Source organism: Spirosoma litoris (genome assembly GCF_054776755.1).
In genome coordinates, this window is record NZ_BAAHBI010000001.1 from 170,183 (window position 1) to 190,882 (window position 20,700).

General features: G+C 47.1%; 15 protein-coding genes. 4 read left to right on the plus strand and 11 right to left on the minus strand.

Translation table 11 applies throughout. The annotated features are described in order from the left end of the window. Nucleotides 1-361: 361 nt before the first annotated feature. From ACYVGR_RS00635 to ACYVGR_RS00645, 3 genes are read left to right on the plus strand one after another with little or no spacing between them, the layout of a single operon-like run. The gene (locus ACYVGR_RS00635; RefSeq protein ID WP_460953066.1) at nucleotides 362-3,763 is read left to right on the plus strand and encodes a transglutaminase family protein; all 3,402 of its coding nucleotides are present in this window, start codon (nucleotides 362-364) and stop codon (nucleotides 3,761-3,763) included. A gap of 30 nt (nucleotides 3,764-3,793) precedes the next feature. Further along, nucleotides 3,794-6,352: a circularly permuted type 2 ATP-grasp protein gene (locus ACYVGR_RS00640; protein ID WP_460953067.1), complete on the plus strand. Its 2,559-nt coding sequence runs from the start codon at nucleotides 3,794-3,796 to the stop codon at nucleotides 6,350-6,352. After that, nucleotides 6,342-7,205 (plus strand): transglutaminase family protein, encoded by an 864-nt coding sequence (locus ACYVGR_RS00645; RefSeq protein WP_460953068.1) that lies wholly within the window; start codon nucleotides 6,342-6,344, stop codon nucleotides 7,203-7,205. Before ACYVGR_RS00640 ends, ACYVGR_RS00645 begins: the two co-directional genes overlap by 11 nt. A gap of 115 nt (nucleotides 7,206-7,320) precedes the next feature. Here ACYVGR_RS00645 and ACYVGR_RS00650 read toward each other — a convergent pair whose 3' ends face one another. After that, complete coding sequence (locus tag ACYVGR_RS00650; RefSeq protein ID WP_460953070.1) at nucleotides 7,321-7,821, minus strand: DUF5606 family protein; 501 nt, start codon at nucleotides 7,819-7,821, stop codon at nucleotides 7,321-7,323. 91 nt (nucleotides 7,822-7,912) lie between these two features. Then, nucleotides 7,913-8,557 carry a ribosome biogenesis GTP-binding protein YihA/YsxC gene (gene yihA / locus ACYVGR_RS00655; protein ID WP_460953071.1) on the minus strand — a complete coding sequence of 215 codons (645 nt, stop codon included), beginning with the start codon at nucleotides 8,555-8,557 and terminating at the stop codon, nucleotides 7,913-7,915. 187 nt (nucleotides 8,558-8,744) lie between these two features. Here yihA and ACYVGR_RS00660 point away from each other — a divergent pair, with 187 nt between their 5' ends. Next, the gene (locus ACYVGR_RS00660) at nucleotides 8,745-9,230 is read left to right on the plus strand and encodes a thioredoxin family protein (protein ID WP_460953073.1); all 486 of its coding nucleotides are present in this window, start codon (nucleotides 8,745-8,747) and stop codon (nucleotides 9,228-9,230) included. Between the two features lie 188 nt (nucleotides 9,231-9,418). On the opposite strand, the gene ACYVGR_RS00665 is transcribed toward ACYVGR_RS00660, so the two are convergent. The 9 genes from ACYVGR_RS00665 to ACYVGR_RS00705 form a co-directional block, all read right to left on the minus strand. Next, entirely contained in the window at nucleotides 9,419-10,624 is a 1,206-nt protein-coding gene (locus ACYVGR_RS00665) for a glycosyltransferase family 4 protein (protein WP_460953075.1), read from the minus strand. Next, nucleotides 10,621-12,021, minus strand: a complete 1,401-nt coding sequence (locus tag ACYVGR_RS00670) for a heparinase II/III domain-containing protein (RefSeq protein ID WP_460953076.1) — start codon at nucleotides 12,019-12,021, stop codon at nucleotides 10,621-10,623. The genes ACYVGR_RS00665 and ACYVGR_RS00670 overlap by 4 nt, the downstream gene beginning before the upstream one ends. A 185-nt stretch (nucleotides 12,022-12,206) precedes the next feature. After that, a complete protein-coding gene (locus tag ACYVGR_RS00675; protein WP_460953078.1) occupies nucleotides 12,207-14,360 on the minus strand; it encodes a bi-domain-containing oxidoreductase in 2,154 nt (717 codons plus the stop codon). Beyond that, nucleotides 14,347-15,441 (minus strand): non-hydrolyzing UDP-N-acetylglucosamine 2-epimerase, encoded by a 1,095-nt coding sequence (gene wecB / locus ACYVGR_RS00680; protein WP_460953079.1) that lies wholly within the window; start codon nucleotides 15,439-15,441, stop codon nucleotides 14,347-14,349. The genes ACYVGR_RS00675 and wecB overlap by 14 nt, the downstream gene beginning before the upstream one ends. A gap of 3 nt (nucleotides 15,442-15,444) precedes the next feature. Continuing rightward, the gene (locus tag ACYVGR_RS00685) at nucleotides 15,445-16,137 is read right to left on the minus strand and encodes a class I SAM-dependent methyltransferase (RefSeq protein WP_460953081.1); all 693 of its coding nucleotides are present in this window, start codon (nucleotides 16,135-16,137) and stop codon (nucleotides 15,445-15,447) included. Nucleotides 16,138-16,139: 2 nt separating this feature from the next. Further along, entirely contained in the window at nucleotides 16,140-17,306 is a 1,167-nt protein-coding gene (locus ACYVGR_RS00690; RefSeq protein WP_460953083.1) for a glycosyltransferase family 4 protein, read from the minus strand. Then, on the minus strand, nucleotides 17,303-18,325 hold the full coding sequence (locus ACYVGR_RS00695) for a glycosyltransferase family 4 protein (protein ID WP_460953085.1): 1,023 nt from the start codon (nucleotides 18,323-18,325) through the stop codon (nucleotides 17,303-17,305). Before ACYVGR_RS00695 ends, ACYVGR_RS00690 begins: the two co-directional genes overlap by 4 nt. Nucleotides 18,326-18,331: 6 nt before the next feature. Further along, nucleotides 18,332-19,663, minus strand: coding sequence for a hypothetical protein (locus ACYVGR_RS00700; RefSeq protein WP_460953086.1), 1,332 nt, complete (start codon nucleotides 19,661-19,663; stop codon nucleotides 18,332-18,334). Then, complete coding sequence (locus tag ACYVGR_RS00705) at nucleotides 19,651-20,697, minus strand: CgeB family protein (protein ID WP_460953088.1); 1,047 nt, start codon at nucleotides 20,695-20,697, stop codon at nucleotides 19,651-19,653. The genes ACYVGR_RS00700 and ACYVGR_RS00705 overlap by 13 nt, the downstream gene beginning before the upstream one ends. Between the last annotated feature and the right edge of the window lie 3 nt (nucleotides 20,698-20,700).

A 20,700-nucleotide genomic window follows, 5' to 3' on the forward strand; every position in this document is an offset into this window, starting at 1 on the left:
ATCAAGTTGTTGGCTCAATCCACTTGATTGGTCATGGAAATACAGCATTTTAATTTCTCGAAAAGTCACTACCAACGTCCTATAGCGGGCGAATACGACGCCGATGCTCAAAAAAACAAACTCCCTTTTGAAGCTTAATTATGAGATAGAAATCTGTCTGGTCTGCGAATAGCATCATCGCTATCATCAAACTTCAACGTGAAGCAACAATTATTAAAATATCGGAAAAAATTGCACTATTGCAAAGAATATTTTGCCTTATCTAATAAAAAATAAGAATTCAATTGGTAAAATCCAAGATCGCCATAATTTTACCTTCTCTAGTAATACCCACCTCATTCATTCATACGGTTCCTGTTTTATGGCTATAAAAGTTGCAATATCACACAAGACAGCCTATAATTTCGATCGATTGGTCGGGCTTTCTCCGCATATATTCCGGCTTCGCCCTGCCCCGCATTCACGTACACCAATCGACGGGTATACCTTCAAAATATTTCCCGAAAACCACTTTATCAATTGGCAACAAGACCCGTTTGGGAATTACCAGGCCAGGGTCGTCTTTCCCGAAAAAACGAAAACCTTACGAATTGAAGTAGAGGTACTGGCTCGCCTGGAAGTCATTAACCCTTTCGATTTTTTCATTGAGGAATACGCCGAAACGTTCCCCTTCAGTTACGACGAGCACTTACTTTCTGAGCTGAGTCCTTATCTGGAAATTCGGGAAAACGGCCCCTTATTAAATGAATGGATTGCGAAAAATAGAATTGACGATCCGATAAAAACGGTTGATTATCTGGTTCATCTCAATCAGCGGCTTAATCAAACCCTCGGGTACAACATTCGTATGGAGCCGGGTGTTCAATCCTGCGAGGAGTCACTGAGTATATTAAGTGGCTCCTGCCGCGATTCGGCCTGGTTGCTGGTCCAGATTCTCCGACATTTGGGGATTGCTTCCCGCTTTGTATCTGGTTACCTGGTACAGCTAAAACCCGATGTAAAATCATTGGATGGTCCTTCGGGTCCAGAGGAGGATTTCACGGATTTACACGCCTGGGTCGAAGCTTACGTGCCGGGAGCGGGCTGGATTGGCCTCGATCCAACGTCGGGATTATTTGCCGATGAAGGGCACATTCCTCTTTGTTGTACTCCACATTACAAAAGCGCAGCTCCGGTTACGGGCGCAACTGATATAGCCGAAGTTTCGTTTGACTACGAAAATCAGGTTTTCCGGATTTTCGAAGATCCGAGAGTTACTAAACCGTATACCGAAGAGCAATGGCAGCAGATTCTGAAAGTTGGTCATGATGTAGAAAAAGATTTGCAAGCGGGTGACGTTCGCATGACGATGGGGGGCGAACCTACCTTCGTATCTATCGATGATAGTGAATCGCCCGAGTGGAATTCAGCCGCCGACGGGCCTCTCAAACGCAAGCTCTCCTATAATCTGGCGCTGCGGCTGAAAAACCGGTTTGCGCATGGTGGATTGCTGCATTTCGGTCAAGGGAAATGGTATCCGGGTGAGCTGTTTCCGCGCTGGCAATATGCGCTGTACTGGCGGAAAGATGGGTTGCCAATCTGGAACAATGATGATCTGATTACGAAGGAAAGCCAAACGTCGTATACGCACAAAGAGGCCGAAATTTTCACAACTGAATTAACCAAATATCTGGGGCTGAACACCGACAATATTGTTCCGGCCTACGAAGACCCAATTTATTGGGCACTGGAAGAAGACAAACTACCCGTTAATCTCGATCCGCTCGCCTTCGATCTAAGCGACTCGATCGAACGCCGAACGCTGGCTGGTATTCTGGAACGCGGGCTCAATAATCCAGCCGGTTTTACCCTACCGATAGAGTGGAATGCAAATACCAATGGTTGGGTGAGCTGCCTCTGGCAATTCCGTCGTAAAAACTGTTTTCTGATACCCGGCAACTCCCCCATTGGTTTACGCCTGCCACTTTCGTCGTTACCCGATGTATCGGAAGAGCGCAAAAAAGATGCAGTCGAACGGAGTTCATTTGAAGAACTGCCGGAGTTAGAAGCGTATGAAGATTACCAATCGGTTGTTACGAATCGATATGGCACTGAAGCGCAGCCCTATAAAGCACCTGTCCGGAAGAAACAGGGCGAGAAGTCGAAAAAAGCGCCACTTTTCGAGGTCGACACCATCCGGACGGCCTTGAGTGTTGAAGCCCGCGAGGGAATTCTGTATGTATTTCTGCCACCTGTCGATTACCTGGAGCACTATCTGGATTTAATTGCCTCCGTAGAAGCCACTGCTGAAAAGTTACAGATGCCCGTTCGGATTGAAGGCTACACGCCCCCCTCCGATTATCGTATCCAGAAACTAGTCGTCTCCCCGGACCCCGGTGTTATCGAGGTCAATGTACAACCGGCCGCCAACTGGCAGGAATTGGTCGATAACACGACAGCCTTGTATGAAGAAGCATTTTATGCCCGCTTAGGTACGGAGAAATTCATGGTCGATGGTCGACACACGGGTACGGGTGGCGGCAATCATGTGACCATCGGCGGGGCAAAACCGTCAGATAGTCCAATCCTCCGTCGTCCTGATTTATTGCGAAGTTTACTAACCTACTGGCAACACCATCCCGCACTCAGTTATTTGTTTGCCGGACCTTTTATTGGCCCAACCAGCCAGGCTCCACGTATTGATGAAGGTCGGGACGAACGCCTGTACGAAATGGAAATTGCATTCGATCAAATCCCGGAAGATCGGGAAGTACCGTTCTGGATGGTCGATCGTATTTTCCGCAATCTTCTGGTCGATATTACCGGGAACACTCACCGAACGGAGTTCTGTATCGACAAATTGTATTCACCCGATTCATCGACGGGCCGATTGGGTATTCTGGAATTCCGGGCGTTTGATATGCCTCCGCACAAGCATATGAACATGGTGCAGACGCTGCTGGTACGGGCGCTGGTATCGATGTTCTGGAAGCAGCCTTACAAGAAAAAACTGGTGCGTTGGGGAACAGAATTACACGATCGTTTCCTGCTCCCCCACTTCGCCTATCTGGATATGGTCGATATTGTTAACGACCTGAAAGACGCTGGCTATCAATTCGATATTTCCTGGTTCGATCCATTTTTTGAGTTCAGATTTCCGCGTCACGGCACTATCGTTATGGATAATATCCAGATGGAGCTGCGTCTCGGTATCGAGCCCTGGCACGTGCTGGGCGAAGAGTTATCGAATACCGGAACCGCCCGTTTTGTCGATTCGTCGCTGGAGCGGCTCCAGGTAAAAGTGAGTGGTTTTGTCGAAGGTCGCCATGTATTGGTGTGTAATGGCTGCCGTGTACCCCTCCGCAACACAGGCATCAAAGGCGAATACGTATCTGGCATTCGATACAAAGCCTGGAACCCGACCTCCGCTCTTCATCCAACTATTGGTGTAGATGCTCCGCTGGTATTCGATGTGATTGATACCTGGAATAATCGGATTCTGGGCGGATGTACCTATTTTGTATCGCACCCCGGTGGTCGTAGTTTTGATACGTATCCGATCAACAGTTACGAAGCCGAATCGCGCCGAACCAGCCGTTTCTGGGGCTTTGGACATACGCCGTCTCAAAAAGAGGAGATTCCCGTTACGGTGAAGTCTACGCCGAGCATTTCCCGGTTTGTGGCCGAACACAAGAAAGATCTTCGGATGGATACCCCGGTTGAATTAGTCAATCAGGAATATCCGCATACACTTGATTTACGCCAGTTTTGGCGTGCAAAATAAACGAGTATCGTTGCCTATCTAGCAGGAGTTATGGTTTCAGAATCTACCCGTAGTTTACTTGACTCATACACGAGTAAGCTAAATTCATACGATGAAATATTGGCACCGAATGGGGTGATAAAACCGCATTGGGAAAAATTATTTTCTTCGCTGGAGAAAGTCGGGAATGAGGAACTGAAAAACCGGGCCCAGGAAATCAAAAATAAGATTCGCGAAAACGGGGTTACCTATAACATTTATCAGGGAACCAATGGATTAAATAGCCCCTGGAAATTAGACCTGATCCCTTTTCTGATCGAGCAAAAAGAATGGCGTGCTATCTCGAAAGGTTTACAGCAGCGTGCCATTCTTCTAGACTTAATACTTCGGGATATTTATGGCGAACGAACGCTACTAAAAGAAGGCATTCTTCCTCCCGAATTAGTGTACAATAACACGGGCTTTTTTCGCCCCTGCCAGGATGTAAAATTACCGACCCAACATCAGTTGGTGATGTATGCTGCCGATATGGCTCGTGGGCCTGATGGCCGAATGTGGGTAGTCGATAATCGGACGCAGGCACCCTCGGGATCGGGTTATGCGCTCGAAAATCGGGTGATTCTTACCAAAATCATGCCCGAGCTTGCCAAGGACATGTATGTGAGCCGGCTATCTCCTTTTTTTACGCAGGCTCAGCAATCCATTTTCAAAGTATTTCGGGAAAAATCGGATTTTTTAAACGTCGTTTACTTAACCCCTGGCCCTAATAACGAGACGTATTTTGAGCAGGCTTATCTGGCGTCTTATTTAGGGTATACGTTAGTTCAGGGAGATGATTTGATTGTTAAAAACGGCTTTGTCTGGATCAAAGCCATTGATGGTTTGCAACGGGTCGATATTATTATTCGACGTATTGACGATGAATGGTGCGACCCCCTTGAGCTTCGAATCGACTCGAAACTGGGGGTACCGGGTTTATTGCAGGTAATCCGGAACGGGAACGTCATGGTTATTAATCCGCCGGGTAGTAGTGCGGTCGAAAACACCGCGTTCAATGCGTTTTTACCGTCTTTATGCCGCCATTTTTTACGCGAAGAATTAATCCTGCCTTCCGTGGCAACCTGGTGGTGCGGGCAACCCAGAGAACTCCAACGAACGTTGGATAATCTGGGCAGCCTCATTATTAAAAAGGCAAATCGGAAACAGATATTCCGGTCGGTTTACGGAAAAGAGCTGTCGAAAGACCAATTGCAGCAACTCCGTGCCCAAATTCTGCAAAATCCAACCGAATACGTAGCGCAGGAAGAAGTGAGTTTTTCAACAACACCCACGTTTGTTGATGACCATATTGAGCCCCGTTACGCGGCTATTCGGGCCTTTTTGACAGCCACTCCGAATGGCTATCAGGTTATGGAAGGCGGCTTGACCCGGAGTTCGGCACTTAAAGACAAATTCACCTTTTCGAACCAATATGGTAGTGTATCGAAAGATACCTGGATCGTATCGGACGAAGCCGAAGTAATCCGGGAGCGCATCAAACTTCCGGGGGTTTCATATCAGCAATCGCAAACATCGCTACCCAGTCGGAGTGCCGAAAATTTATACTGGGCTGCCCGCTATAGCGAGCGTAGTATGACGGCTACCACCTTTCTGATGCTCACGCTCAATGCGTTAAATTTTCAGCGAAATTTTGGCAGTCAGAACAAAACGCAGCATATCGATATACAGCTTAAAACACTGTCGAAATTAATTAAAATTGAACCGCGCTTTTCAGACAAAAACAAAGAGGATTTTATAAATCCATACCCAATTATTGCGGATAGTATTTCCAACGCGGCAAAGCTCGACACCATTACGTCATCGCTCCAGTCGTTTTTGAGAGCCATGATTGCCGTTCGCGAACGGTGGAATAATGTAACCTGGCGGACCATCGATGTTATTGAGAATATCAATGAAAAACTCCAGCAGATTCGCCCGGATCAGAATCCGAACGACATTCACAATACCCTGACGAATCTCCAGAATAAGCTATTCACATTTTATGGGATCGTCAACGAATCGATTCCCCGAAATAATGGCTATTATCTATTTGAGACCGGGAAATTAGTTGAACGAATTCTATCGAAGATTACCATTATAAAGTCCATTTTCAGTATTAAAACGGAGCAATTTATTGAAAATGAACTGATGGAAATTGTCTTGATGAACCACTTTGCCCTATCGCATTACCGGGCCACTTACAAGACAAATCTGGAAATGGAATATGTGCTGGATATGATTTTGCTGGACAAGCAGATTCCAGCTTCGCTTGCTTATTTATTAGACTCACTGGATCATAATATCAGCCAGTTACCCCAGTCATCGTCGCGATTAAGTAAATCCCGGAAAGCCATTCTGGAAGCATCTACTCAGATAAAATTGATTGATGTATCGGAAGTGTCAGCCGTAAACGAAAAATCGCAGGCGTACGAAAAACTAGATACCATCTTATCTAATGTGTACTCGCTCATTTTATCGGTATCAGACTCCATAACCAACCAATATTTTAACCATACAGCTCCGCAACACTCTATTACCGAAACAATAATTGACCTGGAGAATGAATTATAGATTAATTCATAAGACACAGTACAACTACAGTGAAAACGTGACTAATTATCACGGGTTGGCTTGCTTGATGCCTAAAAGTTCATTGCGGCAATCGTGTCGTGATTTTTCGTTATCCATTTCGCCTTTTCCCGACGAGACGTATTCACGCACCGATTACTTTGGTAATACCCTTCATTACTTCTCGATCTACAAACCGCATAATAAGCTCACCATTTTAGCCAAAAGCCTTGTTGACACCCATTCGTCGATAACCGCTGATTTTTTTATGACACCCAACGAAGTCAGCGAAAAACTCAGAACGAATAGAGCTTTACGAAGTGAGCTTCTCGATTATATGCTACCGAGTCCCTTTGTTCAGTGGGACAGTGAAATCAGCCGATTTGCCGCCGATTGTTTCAGTGAGAATCAGTCATTTTATCAAAGTGCGCGCTTGCTATGCCGAAAAATTTATACTGAGTTCACCTACGTTCCGGGTTTTACAACCATTCATACGCCACTCAAAACGGTATTACGGGAGAAAAAAGGCGTTTGCCAGGATTTTTCACACCTCGCCATTGCCTGCCTGCGGAGTATGGGCTTTGCCGCCCGCTACGTGAGCGGTTATCTGGAAACACAGCCTTTACCGGGTAAAACCAAACTACAGGGTTCTGATGCGACACATGCCTGGGTATCAGTTTATGTGCCTGACATTGGCTGGTGCGATTTCGACCCGACCAACGATTTAGTCCCGCAGGAACGACACATCACGACTGCCTGGGGCCGCGATTTCGGTGATGTCTCTCCTTTGAAGGGTATCATCTTTAGTACCGGCAAACACGCTTTTCAGGTTGCGGTAGATGTGATACCCATTTAAAATTTTGACAAAAAAAAGCCGCGAAACCAAGGGTCATCGCGGCTTTTCCGTTCTCACTGAAAATGAAGAACTTTAATGTGATCTAGTCTATTAACACAGTAGCTTAAGCAACTGTTTAGGCTTTTTTCGTTTTTGGCGTTTTCTCAGCCGCTGCTTCCGTTGCTTCTACTTCGGCTGTTTCTGGCGCTTCCTCCTTTGTTTCTTCGGCTGTCACCTCAAACACTTCGGGAGCATACTGACGGAGGATACCGTACCAGCTCACCAGTTTTTTGATATCGGTTGTGCGTACGCGCTCACGATCATAAGTTGGTACCACGGTGGCCATAAAATCAGCTAATTGATCGGCGGTGCCTTTCGAATCAACCGGAAGTTTATCGCTGTATTTTTCATTGATTGCCAGTAATACCGTGCTAAGCGATACAGATTGTTCCTCGCTGTCGTCATCGACATAGATAGAAATATCATTCAACACCGATACCCGCGCGGTTGGACCCATCATTGTTTTGGCCTTCTTGTCGTCTAGTGATTCAACAATAACGCCTGCCCGGCCAGGTTTCAGAATTCGATAAAGGCCGCTGTATCCAGCCACATTGGCAATCTGTTTTAATGCTTCCATAAAGAGACTTTATAAATTGGTAACGTGTATTTTGATGAGACTATTGCCCATCAGGAAAAGTGAATGAGTCAAAGAGAAGAAAAATGAAAAGCTACTTGCCTGTTTTTCGCCCCATCATTTTTACATTCTTTTGCTCTTTTAAATAACTTTCATTCAATGGTCGGATGAACGACAGAATATCTTCGCGGCCTGCTGCCGTAACTGCCGATGTGACAAAAAAGTCAGGGGCTTCCTCCCATTCTTCGAGCAGTTTAGCCCGGTACGTTTCTAGCGTAGCCTGTAATTTGGTTGGACCCAGTTTCTCGGTTTTTGTGAAAACAACGACGAACGGCAACCCCTGTTCGCCTAAGTTGCTCATAAAGTCGAGATCAAGCTTCTGGGGTTCAATCCGTGAATCGACCAGCACAAAAATACACAGCAAATTGGGTCGCGACTTCAGATAGCCATCAATAAGAGACGCAAATTTCTCGCGGTCGGCTTTACTGACCTGGGCATAGCCATAACCCGGTAAATCGACCAGGTACCATTCATTATCGATAATGAAGTGATTGATCAATTGCGTTTTACCAGGTTTCCCCGAGATTTTCGCTAAGGAATTACGGCTCGTTAGCATATTAATCAGCGACGATTTGCCAACGTTCGAGCGACCAATAAAGGCGTACTCAGGTCGGTCGGGCTTGGGGCATTTGGCCGCATCGGAATTACTGACCAAAAATTCGGCTTGTTTAACAGGCATAATAAACGGAGACAAAAACGGCTGCAAAGTTCGGAAAGATTACCGAGAATGGCACATCATTTGCAATTTGTCGTACTGCCCGCTAATTTGCTTCATAAACAAGTGATTGTGAAAGAAACGAAAATCGCTTGCTGGCACGTTATACACTCAGAAAACCATTAAAGACCGCCGGTTTGCCGGTTTGATTATGAAAAAAGTATTTTGGCTACTTGCATTCCTCTTGGTTGGCTTCAATGCACAATCGACTCATGCCGCCCTTTCTTCAACCCGGCCAAACCCTGCCGCTTCGAAGAAAGTAGCTCCCAAAAATGATACTGAAGGCATTCAATTCACGGAAACATCGTGGAGAGAGATTCTGAAAAAGGCAAAAGCAGAGAAAAAAGTTATCTTCCTGGATGCGTATGCTAGCTGGTGTGGTCCCTGCAAAAAACTCCAAAAGGATGTTTTCACCAAAAAGGCCGTTGGTGATTTCTATAACAGCAAATTCATCAACGTGAAAATGGACATGGAGAAAGGCGAAGGCCCGGCTCTGTCGCAGGTGTACCCGCTCGAAGCATATCCAACCCTGTTGTTCATCGATGGCAATGGTAAAGTGTTGAAAAAAGTTTTAGGGCTGCAAACACCCGAAGACCTGATCGCTATCGGTAAGAGCGTTAAACCGGCTGGTATCTAATCAACGACTCCAATTAGATTTAGTAGGGTCGGTTCCGCGGAACCGACCCTTTTTTTGGCGCATTGCCAATGTGTCTTCGGCTTGAGGCAGTAATTCCTGAAGTAAGGCTACAAGTTGGTTCATTCCCAAAATGGACGAAAATGATTCTTGTGGAAGGCAAGAATGGATGGCTATCTTTTGAGGAAAATTTACGGGTAATTCGTACGAGCTGTCCCTCGCTGCATTTGTAGGATTTGCTGCGCCATAGCGGCACTGATCGTTTGCCGTCGAAATCGCTGCTTAAATGCCGTTCTGACTTGTGTATGATAAGGCGTTTCGCGCAACTGTCGGATCAAACTCTCGGCATCTCCCGGATTAAATAGAATGGTGTTAGGTAGGTATTCGCGTACAAATGAAGCGGCATAACCAGAAACTCCGGCAATAATGGGTTTATCGGTTGCACCATATTCGAATAACTTAGAAGGTAATACGCGCTTACAGGCATCGATATCACTCAGGTGTACAAACAAATAATCGGCGTTCTGGTACTCAACCAGTAATTCTCGTCGGTTAACGGGCAAACGCAACTCAACGTTGGTTAGGACGTTCGTACTCAGCGCATCGATCAGTTTTTGTCGAGCTCCACCATCCCCGATGATCACAAAGCGGTAGGCGTCGCCCAACTGTCGGGCTACGTCTGGAATTAGTTGATGTAAACTCTGCCCTTCACCAATATTACCTGCATACAGGATGGTTTTAGGAGATGGGTTCGCCCCTGTACGGCTGGCTGGAATAGTCAGAAAAGCCGTATCGATCGCATTCGTAAAGTAACTGTAGGTGGCCTGCTGGAATGGCTTAAAGTAAGATCGGAACCCTTCCGACACCAGATTGATATGACTGGCATAGCCAAACGTATACCGTTCAACAACTCTCAAAAAAGGATTCAATAGCACCCGAAGGAGCGGAAGTTTGATGACATCCAGAATTGCCTCCCGAAATAGATCGCGGATATCTAAAAACAGCGGAGAAGCCCGTTTTCTGGCTAGTCGAGCCCCCAGAAAAGCCGTAAACAAACGCGACGAGGAAGCTACAACCAAGTCATATTCATACGTTCTAACTAGTCGAAAAGCCCGGAAATAATAGACCCAAAATGAGCGGATCTGCCCTAGAAATCCACTTTTATGCGCGGGTACCTTAATGCGATGAATTGAGATCGGGCAGCCGCCATTGTACCAGGCTTCCCGTTCAACAGCGGTTGGGTGGTAGGAGTCATAGCGGTTCGGCTGCGTCGTGATCACATAAATGGAGTCATTGGCGGTTAGTTGACAAGACAATTCATTCACCAGCGACGTATTCCGAAAGGCTCCGGGACCGATGTCAGGCTCGAAATAAAAGGTAAAATAAAGTACGTTCATTCCAGGAACAGGAGGGCCGTTTCAAGGCTGCTTGTGAATGTCACGGCAAGACATTGACTCGCTCGGAGGCAATTAAACCCTTCGGCCATTGTGGAGCTTATGACGCAAAAGGCTGGTTTGGTCTCCGAATAAAATGACATTTTTAGGGGACCAGCTCGCACGAAATCTCCAACAATTTGTACCGGAACAGTTGGGTGAAAATAAAATCGAGCGATCCCCGATGGTGCAGTTTTTAGTTTAGCCTGCGTCGGCAATAACCGATCGGTTATCCGTAGTCGATCAGGCTCCACAAACCAGCTTCGCTCGTGAATAAAACCCCATTGACGATACCCATCATGACGAGCAGTCAACTGACGCTGGTTATCAATTAACACCCTTGCTTTTGCCCTACGCCCAACCCGAAAATTGGCCCACATTTCGGATGAGTTGACAGTATGAAGCGTTACCGTATTATGCGCAACCGTACTCCGCTCCCATGCTCGACGGGTACTTACCTGATAAGTAGAAACGCCGTTATCCACAATTACCGGATAGTTATCCACATATAGCACAAACGAAAGTGTATCCGCGTGTGCATGACCGGGTTGATGATCAGGACCAACCGGCCCAACATCGGCCAATAGCTCGTACAGTCCTTGCCGAATCATTCGGTAGCCACTTTCCTGTAAACGGACAGAGTCGGAGGGCCGTTGAGTCAATACCGCCCTGGCTTTCTGTCGAAGTTTAGCCGTTGTCGGAGCAATCCCAAAAGTGGCGTCGTTAACCATCGGAACATCGCCATTCCTGAACGTAATACCATTGAGCCAGCCAAGCATTTGGGTGGCCTTATCTGTTAAAAAGAGAATAAGGCCACTGTCTTTCTGCCAGGATTCCGATTGCAGGATCAGTAAACAATCCAGCAGCTTATCAAGGAGTAGTTGATGATACATCGGGCTACGTTCGTCATGCCCACCATCGGCCAGAATTTGGCTTGCCAGCTGCTTTCGAAGTAGTCGGGTTGATTTGTTGAACCAATGCGCTTGCCGAAAGTAGATTGCCCCCACCAATAGCGCAAAGGCATTCTCGAGCAGATGGTTACCAGCTAAGTGGTACTCTAAACGCCGACGCAGCAAGTGAACCTGAGCAAATAAATGCTGCTCAATAACAGCGTCCCGAACGCGATGCTGACTCAAAAACTGTATCCAGTTTATAATTCTCAACGAAGTTGGATAGGACTCTAATCCATCTCGTAACGACTCTGTTTGAGCAATAAACTGATGAATCAATGCCAAACCAACCTCAAGTTCTAACGCTGGCTGATTCAGAAAATCGAAGTAATTGAGGTTGTATGTCCAAAGCTTGCCGAACCGATCGTAGTTCCAATCAACATCAGCGGCAAATCGAACCGACTGATTCAAAAAGGTGAATACGCCATTCTGCCAACTAATAGACTTATCTGCTGGCGATGAAGCTAGAAAATGGCCTTGCGGACTCGTTTTAGTCAGCCTTAATTTTGGTCGACTACGTAGCCTAAAGAGAATTTGATAGATAACCTGCCGTAACGTTAAATGACGTATGGTTCGCCAAAGAAGCCTTACGTTCTTCATACAGGCGACTTCTCCGGGCTCATGCCGATACCAGCGACATCGACCCACCGGTTTTCGCGCAGACTTTGCAAGGCACCCAATGTGGTTTGTGTCGCGTTAATACTATCCGCAAATGGAATTGGGGCATCTCCGCCAGTTCGCATTCGTTTTACCAACTGTTTGGCCTGTTCTGCATGGCCTTTGTCCTGTCGGCCCGATAAACTTGAAAACCGCTTGAAACCATAGCCTGTTAGCGTTCGAAAGTTGTCCAAAACCAGCGTTCGCTCCAATGCATATACTTCAACCCGCTCTTTCGGGTAGGTTTTACTTCCATTGCTGAAATAATTAATGACGCCAGTCGATCCGTTTTCATACTGTACTAGCAACGACGCCGAATCGGTTGTTTCGGTTGGTAATGGCCCCATGGCATTCATGCACACACGACGAACGAGACTTCCGGTCAGGTAGGTAATCAGGTCGATAAAATGGCTCACTTCGCCCAGAATACGCCCGCCCCCAATGGCTCGGTCATGCACCCACGAATTTGCGGGAATAGAGCCCGCGTTTATGGTCACTACCACATTCATGGGCAGTTCAGGAGTAGTCAGGAGCGCTTTCATCTTCTGGACAAAAGGCGAAAACCGTCGGTTAAAGCCAACCATTACCATCCGGCCCGATACCTGCTGTGCATCAATAATTGAGTAGAGTTCATGACTGTAGATCGCCAGCGGTTTCTCCACAAACACATGTTTACCAGCTTGTAAGGCTTCAATTGTTAGGCGCGCATGGCTATCGTGCCGGGTTGCGATCATGCATACGTCAATGTCAGGGTCGTCCAGAATAAGTCGGTAATCAGTAGAACTTTGAGCAATACCGTATTTTTTCGCGAGTCGTGTCGCATTCAGACCGCCTGAACTGGCAATCGTTTTGAGCTTAGCGCCTGCCGACGTTAAAGCAGGCAACAAGACTGAACTGGTGAAATTTCCGGCGCCAATAATGCCCATTGTCCCGCGCCCCGGCTCAACCCGATACCTGTTTAGCGGTAGTACGGAACTTACCCTAATTTCTTCCGCATACGTAAGTAAGGACGCAATCCGATGGGTTGATTTTATATCGTCATAAATTCGGCGATAATCAGTTAATGGGATTTGCTCTGTAATAAGCGGCTTAACATCCAGTTGGCCCTTTTCCAGAAAATGCAGAATCGTCTGAAAATTTCGATTTTCCGTCCAGCGAACATAGGCCAATGGATAATCCTGCCCCCGCTGTTCGTATGTATCATCGTAGCGACCGGGGCCATACGAACACGATACCCGAAAAGTTAACTCTTTCTGATAAAACTCGTTTCGGTTCAGATTCAGCCCCACCGAGCCAATCAGCACAATTCGGCCTTGCTGACGACTCATGCGGGCTGCCTGTGAGATAAGCTTATCTGTTTTGGCCGAAGCCGTAATGACAACTCCATCTGCTCCAACGCCATTGGTCAATGCCAACACTACGTTGACCACATCATTTTCAGTCGCTGAATTCAAAACCATGCACCCTTGCTGTTCGGCTAGCTGGCATTTCAATTCGTCTATATCGACCCCAATTACACGGCAGCCATTCAAACGAAGCAGTTGGGCCGTTAACAAACCAATAAGTCCCAAGCCAATGACCACGATGGTTTCGTTAAGTGTCGGATTGAGCAATCGGATTCCCTGTAAGCCAATAGCTCCAACAATTGTAAACGCAGCCTCATCATCGCTAACAGCCTCGGGAACAGGGGCAACAAGATTTCGTGGAATACAAACGACTTCTGCATGAGGGCCATTCGAAACAACCCGGTCACCGATGCGCAAATCGGTAACCCCCTCCCCTAACGATACGACTTTCCCTACGTTACAATAACCCAATGGCAATGGCTGATCGAGCTTCCGTAGTACAGTCTCCAGCGTTGGCCACACACCATCCGACTGAACCTTCTCCAGTACCTGTTTCACCCGCTCAGGCTGCTGTCGGGCTTTATCGAGCAAGCTGGCGCGTCCAAACTCAACCAGCATTCGCTCCGTGCCCAACGACACTAGCGACCGTCGGGTTTGAATAAGCACCTGCCCCCGACGCACTTGTGGCGTGGGTACATTTTCGAGCACCGTTTCGCCGGTTTTAAGATTTTGGCTAAGTTGCTTCATACATTATTTTCGCGATGTGTCTGGCTGTCTGGCCATCCCACAAGGGTGGGATTTGTCCCGTTTTAAGTTGACCAGAAAGAATGTCGATTACATACTGTCTGGCTGTTTCAGGCTTCAAATCAGCAATAAGTTGATTGGTGCCCAGCGCTACCGTCACGGGCCGTTCCGTTGATTCGCGAAACGTCAGACACGGGACCTTCAGATAGGTCGTTTCTTCCTGAATACCGCCCGAATCCGTAATGACGAAGGTTGCCTGTCGCATCAGATTCAGAAACTCCAGATACCCCTGTGGCTCCAGAATTTGCACATTCGGAATAGCCTCAAGTTTCTTATACAGCCCTAATCTGACAGCATTGGCGCGAGTACGCGGGTGCATAGGGAACAACACACGCCTGAGGTGTGCCACATTTTCGATAAGCATCAAAAGCGTACGCAACCCATTTTCCGTATCGACGTTGGAGGGCCGATGCAAGGTTATTAACCCATACGATCCAGCGCCTAAACCTAATTCGGCAAGCGTGTTCAACTTACGCGCACTGGGCAGATACTCCACCAGCGAATCGATCATCACGTTACCGACGAAGTGAATTTTTTCAGCCGAGATGCCTTCACGCTGTAAATTTTCTACCCCAGCCTGCTCTGTCACAAACAGGAGATCAGCCAGCGCGTCCGTTACTAGTCGGTTGCATTCTTCAGGCATTTGTCTATCACCCGACCGTAGTCCTGCTTCAACGTGGGCCACACGAACCCCATGCTGGACTGCCGCCAGTGTACAGGCCAATGTGCTTGTTACATCGCCAACAACCAGCACCCAGTCGGGTCTTTCTATAGTGAGTACCTTCTCAAATTTGTGTAGGATATCGGCGGTTTGCTGGGTCGTGGTTCCAGCTTGCACACCGAGATAATAGTCCGGTTTTGGTAAAGCCAGTTGCCTAAAAAAGATATCGCTCATTACAGCATCGTAATGCTGCCCCGTATGCACGATTTTCGATTCGATGCCAGGGTAAGCCAGAAAAGCCCGTTGTAACGGAGCAATCTTAATAAAATTAGGCCGGGCACCTACAATGCAGAGGATCTTCATTGGCTACGAGTCTGTTCGTTTTCGATAGACACCAACCAGCAAATTATTAACATACTGCTCCGCGAAAAAAGGCTTTAATACGCTCGAAATAGGATCGTAACTTGAAAAGTAAACCGTTTCAAGTGGCTCGAACCCTAGTTGAGTCAGCCGTTTATTGAACTTAAGTTTGGTTGATGTATGGCGGATAAAGGCGAAATAAGTCGGTCGTTTTGTTAGCCAGAAAATGACTCGTTCAATCGCCCGATAGACGCTTATATGGTTGGGAATCGAGACAATCAATAGGCCATTCGGTTTCAGAAGAACGTTGGCCTGTTCAAGCATTTCGGTTATATCATCCAGGTATTCAAGCACGCTCGACATCAGGAGAACATCTTGTGGCGCATACTGGCTTGGATTTGGCAATGGTAACAACTGCACCATATAGCACACGTTACCCGCCATCTTCTTTTGCTTTCCGAGGGCAATCATCGCTTCCGAACCATCTATTCCTGTCACAACGCAGCCTTTGCCAGCGAGATAATCACTAAAAACACCCGATCCACAGCCAAGATCCATAACGAGATCAGTCGGTTTTATGTAGCGGTCAAATAATCGTATCCAGACGGTAAAGCGCTCCTGAAATGCCTTCGACGTTTCATATCGATCATTGAACGCCGAAGCGATGACATCATGAAAATCAACGACATTATTTTCCATCGTTATTCATCAAGTAAACCCATTGATCTCTGTATAGCAGCGTGTTGTACTTGCCCGTAAAACCGCTCCCATTCTTCGCTGCTACCTGTTATTGAAAACCGTTGGCGGGCCAGCCTAAGGGCTCGTTTACGATACCCTTCGTATTCATTCGTTTGCATTGTCAGATAGCGTTCAATGGCCGTCCGAAGTTGATCTGGCTCGTTCGATACCCAACTACCAGCCTGTTCCGTTTCGAGTAATTGCCAGGGAGTGTGGATCGAGGCAACAACAGGCGTGCCTTGCGCCAGCGATTCGATGACCACATTTCCGAAACTCTCCGAATGAGACGGTAAAATCGTTATCCGGGCGTTGGCGTATAGGTATTCCTTTTGATCGCCATGCACCCAGCCAACAAACAGTACTTTAGTCGACAGGTCAAGCCTTTGTATGCAGTCTTTCAAGGTTTGGGTGTAGGTTTTGTTGGAGTCTGGCCCGGCCAGTATCAGCGTATAATCACTTTTTATAAATAGGGTCGATGCGCTCAACGCCATCAGTAAACGATCAATAGCTTTGATGGGATGTAGCCGACCTATAAACAAGAGATAGGGCCGAATGACCGAACCAATTGGCGTGGGGACTACCAGATCGGGCAACTCCATGCGGCTATAGATTTCACCAACCCTGGTATCGGCTCCGAAATGCTGACGGATATGGATTGTCTCGGCAGAACTCGTTGCATGAAATTGAACGCTCGGGTTGATCCATTTAATGAATGCCAGTATCAGGCGTTTCAGACCTGATCGAAAACCTAATGCCACCGGACTCAACTCGCCGTGGGGCGACCAGACAACCGGCTTGTTCAGCAATCGGGCCATGAGTACCCACACAAACGAAGCAGGATAGAACAAGCTGTTTACATGAACGATATCTGCTTTCCGAATAGCCAGCCAGCCCTGCCATATATGCCGAAGTGGCAGATAAAAATGAGGATTTCGCGTGTAGATAACCCGACCACAGTCGAGCAGTAGCCATCGATCGAGCAACGTAGCGGGCGGTAAACTTTGAGACGTCGCTACTACGGTTACCTCGTGCCCAGCCTGCGCCAGTGCTTTGGCTTGCCAGTAAATCGTGTTACTGGGGCCACCCATCTGCGAGGGATAAAAACAATCTGCCGACAGAAGAATCTTCATGCAACTTGTTCAGATGAGGGTAGATGACTGGCAATTCCCCGGTACAGTGCTGCATATTGCGAAGCGGATGCTGCAATCGTATACCGTTGGGCATTCCTGCGACCTGCCTCCAGTAACGTCTCCCGATAAACGTCGTCCTGAATAAGTCGTAGAATTCCCTGTCGGATAGCGTTTGTATCGGTTGGGTCCACCAAAAGAGCCGAGCCAGCCGCAATCGTACACATCGGCGTTATATCTGAAGTAATAACCGCACGACCAATGGCATTAGCTTCTAAAATGGGCATGCCAAATCCCTCGTAGGTCGACACAAACGTGACGATATCACAGGCCTCATATAGTTGAATTATCTCCGTTCGATTGAGATCGACATAATTCCTGTAATGAATTCGGTATTGTTGAAGCGCCTGCGTGAGTTCGGCAGTCAACGGGCCAACAATAACAAGTGTGCACACAAGATCAGCGATGGCGGCAATCAAACGTGGTAGGTTCTTATTGGGTGAGGTTCCTATCTGAAGCAGTACTGGTTGCGCTTTATGAAAATGCGCAGGCCAGGACGCAAAAATTGGATCGTAGCCATTGGCAACCACCACGGTTTTCTGCGCTACTTGCCCTACATGTTGTATCAGTTCCTGACGTATTTTTTCAGATACCGTCGTCACAACATGCGCTCTACGAATAGGCAGATAATACCAGAATAACCAGAACACAGCATATCGCCAGGGGCGCTTTCGGTTATTCTCCAGCGCACTACAATCATGAATTGTTAGCACTGTCTGCGATGCAGGTAGGGCCAATGCAGCATAATGTACATCGCCAGTAACGTGAAAAACAGTACCCGAGATGGTTCGTACAAAACGTAGATTTTGAAAGACACTCCACCACCCGCGACTGATATATGGCAATTGGATTCGAGTGGTCGACAGGCTCGATTGTTGGTCTATCTCGCGCTGAATACTACCGAATAGCTCTTCAATGCTATAGCCAGTTCCCGGACTACGAAGTAGATACGTAACCATCATAAAACCCTAGAGTTGAACACCAATACGTTTCATCGACCAACTTAGAAACCCAATAAACAGGGCGCTATTCACCAAACTTCCCCAGGTTGACAGGAGGTCTGTTTCCATCGTCAGACACCCAATGTACAGCATGGGCAACCAGAGAATAATTGACGGCATTTTGTCTGCAAGACTGAAAACAACCTGAAAACACCCCCGTAGCAACCAGCCATATAAATAGGCAAACAGCACACCGCCGTAGCCAAAATTCACATAACCTTCGCCCACGGGCGAGAGATTAATACTAGTGTTCTCAAACTGCGCCAGAGTCGTAAAGCGTCGAATATTTTCGTAACCACCCGTTTGGGGTTTGCCGGGCCAAAGCAGTCGGGGCACTAACGGGTAAATCAGGGATAGCAGCACTTCTCCGTTAGCATAAGCCTCATGAACAGGAACTTTGGCCATGGCGCTTCCAATCATAATCCCTTGATTAAATCGCCCAAAAGATGCCACGAAGTGCCTTGTATTCAGGAGTTTTTCAGGGTAGGTCAGCCGATCAACAAGCAACTCTGCCATCAGGCCCGCATTGGCCGTACGGTCGAATCGGGAGCTTCCCCAGGTATTATAGCGGTATTCGGCTTTAATTGACTGAATGATTAACAGCAGTGTAAAAGCCAAACTAACAAGAATCGTTTTTGCCCGCATGGTCATCGGTTCCGGTAGACTAATCGTCCAAAAAATCAGCAGGAGCAAGAGCCAGAAAAAAAGATCACCAAACATACCCGTCTGAACGGTATTGATAAGCAGTAGACTAATAACCAGCCCGACAAGCAGCATCCAATAGGCATTTCTGGAATAGTAAGCATACAAGGCACTTACCAGCAGACAATGCATCGGTAGCGCCCCCAGAAAGGCAGGCACTTTGGGTAGTAATGCTTTTAGCGAAAATCCACCTAACCCAATGATAAACAACCAAACAGCAACTGATTGGCGAGCTTGCAGATAATCGATTACATGCTGAATATATTGCCGATGAGATGTCTCGGAATTCCTGTCTGCCACTCCACCGATCCCTACATAAAATGCCGTGTAGGCGGGTAACGCATAACTAAAGTATGTATTCGACGCAATAGGCATCGAACCCGGGAATAGCCAGTACGTGATGGCAGGTACAGCTAAAATCTCCAGAGAAGCAATGGCACAGATACATTCCAGAATGACAATCTGCTGGCCAATCTGGTAAACGAAAATAACGAATGTATAGGCTGAAAACGATACAGCCAATGCTTCATACCAGGCACTGTCTACAAACCAGTGTAAAAGCAGGAAAACAAGAAAGCTTAGCGTCAGTCGTCCCACCAGTCATCGATTTGTAGCTGCTCCGAGTCTAATAAGGGTGCCAAACCTACTGTCTGTAGAAGTTGCGTAACCCGTTGATCGAACGTATGCCGCTGTTGAAAATGAGTGTATTGTGTTGCGGCTAGTTCGTGCCGCTTAACCGGCCGAGCCAGATAGTAGCGGATTTTATCAATGGCATCGTCTATATTCCGATAGGTAACCTGCTCAGCAGGAACACCGGTATGGTCTTCTATCGTCGATTTATAATCACAGAGTTGAAACGCGCCAATCCCGTTAAGTTCGAAGTATTTATGATTGACGGAGCTTACTTCAGCGTAATGAAAGTTATTGAAAACGATTTTGGCACCGTAAAATAATCGATTCTTCTCGGGACCAGTCAGCTGGTGCTGGTTGATGATAGCGTTTAACTCGGGACGCAGATAAGGCCCTTGATGCCCATAAACAGTCACTTTCAGTCCAGCCCGTATCAGTTGCTCAACCATGCGGGCGCGGTACGCATATAAATTCCCGAACACCAATACATCAATATCGGTCAGCCATTCGGCCACCGATTTTTCAACCGCTGGTTTTTGATAGATTCGCGGATTAAAGCCCTCAGGCAAGTAATGGGCATTCAGGCCGGCTTTGTTCCGTAGTGTATCAACAATGTAGGGCTCTTTTGAAAAGTAATAGTCAAAATCGGCCGCGATGATTTGTTGCTTTTCCAGATTCGAAATTGGATCAGGATTCATCTGCACAACAATGACGCCGGGCAACTGCTTCTTTAATCGCTCAACCAAAACCGGATGTAAGTAACGGTAGACTACAACGACCAGATCGGGGCGAAGTTTTATTATTCGATCGGCGATGTTGCTGCTGATGGCCCGATCGTAAAACTCAACGAACCGCGCCATCCAGTAGTTAATTTTTACGGAAACAAGCAATCCATCCGCCACATCAAGCAGGGTGGCCTCATAGCCCAATACCTGAAACGACTGGCAGAGATGCTGCTCCAGCGAGTCAGCCAATCGACTACCTACAACAACTATTTTCATAAT